The sequence below is a fragment of the Asaia spathodeae NBRC 105894 genome, from assembly GCF_025994195.1.
Taxonomy (GTDB): Bacteria; Pseudomonadota; Alphaproteobacteria; order Acetobacterales; family Acetobacteraceae; genus Asaia; species Asaia siamensis.
Window position 1 is genome coordinate 1 of sequence record NZ_BAPY01000031.1, and the last position, 3,015, is coordinate 3,015.

The 3,015-nt window shown below is 60.2% G+C and carries 3 protein-coding genes; all 3 read right to left on the reverse strand.

The features are described 5' to 3' along the window. Nucleotides 1-1,514 (reverse strand): hypothetical protein (locus tag AA105894_RS10800; protein ID WP_267311720.1); only part of this gene is annotated, 1,514 nt, incomplete at its 3' end. A gap of 27 nt (nucleotides 1,515-1,541) precedes the next feature. After that, the gene (locus AA105894_RS10805) at nucleotides 1,542-2,033 is read right to left on the reverse strand and encodes a MobC family plasmid mobilization relaxosome protein (protein WP_267311721.1); all 492 of its coding nucleotides are present in this window, start codon (nucleotides 2,031-2,033) and stop codon (nucleotides 1,542-1,544) included. Between the two features lie 265 nt (nucleotides 2,034-2,298). Continuing rightward, nucleotides 2,299-2,613, reverse strand: a complete 315-nt coding sequence (locus AA105894_RS10810; protein WP_267311722.1) for a helix-turn-helix domain-containing protein — start codon at nucleotides 2,611-2,613, stop codon at nucleotides 2,299-2,301. Between the last annotated feature and the right edge of the window lie 402 nt (nucleotides 2,614-3,015).

The window sequence follows — 3,015 nt, forward strand, 5'->3', positions numbered from 1 at the left end:
GTCGGCACGGGCAGGCAAAGCGGCTCGGGCGGCGTGGTACGCAGGCCAAGATGCCAGAAGACGGTCTCCAGAAGATAGCGCAGGATCTCGGCCAGTGTTTTCGAAAGCCGTTCAATCTCCTCATCGAGATGGGAGAGGCGTTTCTTCTTCGATAGAACGAACACCCTGTCCTGCAGAGCGTCACGCTCCTGTCGTGTTTCCTGCAGCTGTTTTCCGGTCTGCCAGAGCTGTCTGTGCACGTCTTCTATCTGCGCAAACAAAGCTGCGCCTTGTTCATCGACAGAGCGCCGCGGGCCATACGCCATGGGCGGTCTGGCATTCAGTACCGTGCGGCATGCCCTGGCTTCTCGTTTCCACTGCCGGATGTAGTGAGCGAAGTTCGGGGGCAGCTCATCGATACGATCCAGAGAGACGATTTTCGGCTGTTTTGACGAGGGCGGTGACGGCCTTGTTTTCGCAGCCGCTCTCGCAAATGCTTCAGGGTCACGCCTGAGTTGCTCGCATGGCGGCAGAAGCAGACCGCTCTGCTCTCCATGACGTTCCATCGCAGCCGTCGCCAGAGCAGCACGCTCCAGGAGCGGCTTGACTGCTGCCCGGATATCTCCGCATTTCGGTCTTGCCGCTTCATCCACCAGCAACTGGCGGAAATCCTTCATGCGCGTCTTCGTCAGGCGCGTGAAAGACCCGATCAGCACACTATCAGCCGTCTCGATGATATGCGCGCCCTTGCGGGTATCCTGCCGGTCTCCGGCACGCATGACCCAGCCGTTCGTTTTCAGCAGAGCGCGAAAGCGATGCAGCTGATTATCCGACCGCGCCCAGAAGGAGGCGATGGTCTTCTTCGCTTCGGCAAGATCCAGCCCCTGTCGCTCGGCTATACGACGTGATTGCGAGGTATAGGCCGCGCGTGGGAGGGGCTGGGGTAAGCGTTTGAATGAGGCTTGAGAGAGTGGTGTGTCAGAAGATGCAGGGGCAGTGAGGTTTGCACTATCGACTGCTGGCTCCTGCAGGACCGCCTCAACGCGCTCCGCTTCTGCCGTCTTTCCTTCCTGACGCAATGCTCTGGCAATGGCCCGGTCATGCCGCCCCGGCACCAGCTGATGCCCCAGTCGAATTTCCTCGAGACGGGCGCATTTCTCCAGACGCTGCCAGGAGAAGCGCGAGCTCAGCACATGGTCGTCCTGCCATTCGGGCAGAAGCAGATGACCGTGGGTGCTGCCATTCTTCTGATGCACGACGAGCGTCATGCGTTCCCTGTCCGCCTGCAGTTCGTCGCACAACCTGGCGGCGAAAGAGGCGAGGGCCTCGTCACTAATGGGCTCGGCAGGGTTGAAGGCTATGTGACGCAGGCCATAGCGTATGCATTCGCGCCTTGCTTCCTTCATCCAGTCCCCAAGACACCAGTCACTGCCACACAGAACGCGTATGGCTTCGTTCCTCGCGCCTCGAAGCACATGACGTGAAACGGCCTGATGGCCGCTGGTCGTCCGGATGCGGGTTTCCTGCACAATCATGCGTTCCCCTCCGGAGTTGGAGGGGGCTTAGTGCAGCGTTGTGGAGGCGGTCGCTATCGATTGGGATACTTCCGCCTCTGTTCCTGTCTCTGGCTCAACCATTTTCCGCGGTCGGGACGTCCTCCTCGCCCTCGTCACACGCATGGATTTGAGCAGGACATCGACGCGGTCCTTTGTCTCTTCCAGCGCATCCAGAACATCCCCCGCCCGGACGGCGTCGCCACAATGGGCAGAATGGGCCAGCTGATTGAGGTTGTTGCCGATGCGCCCAAGCTCGCCCCGCAGCTTGCGCAGTGAGACGCCCACCGCCATCCCGTCACGACCGGTCAGAGACGCCTCCTTCAGCAGGGATCGTACCCAAAGGGCGGTAGTCTCATGACCCAGAAGGCGCGCTGTACCGGCCCAGTCAGCCAGCTCCTCAGGCGAGGCACGGACGGACAGGCGGGAGGAGCGGGCAGGGCGGGACAGGCTGAGGACGGGAGGCGTCACGGGCACAGGAACATGGGGCGAGGCAGGCATGGGATGCGCTTTCCATCAAGGGGGTCAACGGGGGCGACAGCCCCCTTGCCAGCTGCTTCGTGCACCCAACGGGTAGCCACGAAGCACTGCTGGCTCAGGGGAGCCAACCCACGACCTCATGATAGAACAGGACAGGAACGGATGCCGGACAGAACAGGCGGCCTCTGACAAACCCCATGCAGAATGAGAGGAATTTTCTACCTTCCGTCTGATGAAAATCCGCTCTCTTGCGGGCTGTCCCCTCCGCCCTCCCGGAGGGCTTTCCTCAGTTTTTCGCGGTCTCCTGTGAGGCAGTCTCGGCGGTATCAGCATCGGTATCGGTATCGGCGGCAGTCTTCGGTTCCTCGACGGCCTTCAGTCTCACTCCGGGGCCGAACTGCTCATCGGCCGGGATGAACACCGCCCCGCAGGCTTCCAGCGTCTCGCGCATGGCCCGCAGAGTGCGGATATGGGGTGTGCGGGCATTCGTCTCGAAATCAGCCACGGTGCGATGCGCCATCTCGGCCATCCTGGCGAGGTCACGCTGCGAGAGCCCCAGCATGGCGCGGGCGGCACGGCATTGCGAAGCAACAAGCGTCATGGAGGGCTCCGTAAAGGTGAGGAAAGAGGATGGCTGAGAAGAGGAAGAGGGAGAGGAAGAGGAAGAGAGACAGGCGATGGGGACAGAAAATAGTGCAGGGATATTGATGCCGATACTGCCACATATGCGCTGCTTTCAAAAGGCGTGCCGACGGTTTTCTGAAAAAAGGCCGGTGTTTTTTCGTGGTTTAGTAGCCAAGAGGGGAAATAAAGAGTCCAAATAAGATCGTAGGGAGTCCAAATATGATTTGGAGTCCAAATATGTTGACCATGATGTAAGAACGCCGCTATCTGTCGTCTCTAGAAGGAGAACGCAGTCATGGCGCGCTATGGATATGCCCGGGTGTCAACCGATATGCAGAGTGTCGATGCCCAGCTTCCCGCCCTCGAAGCCGAGAAGCTG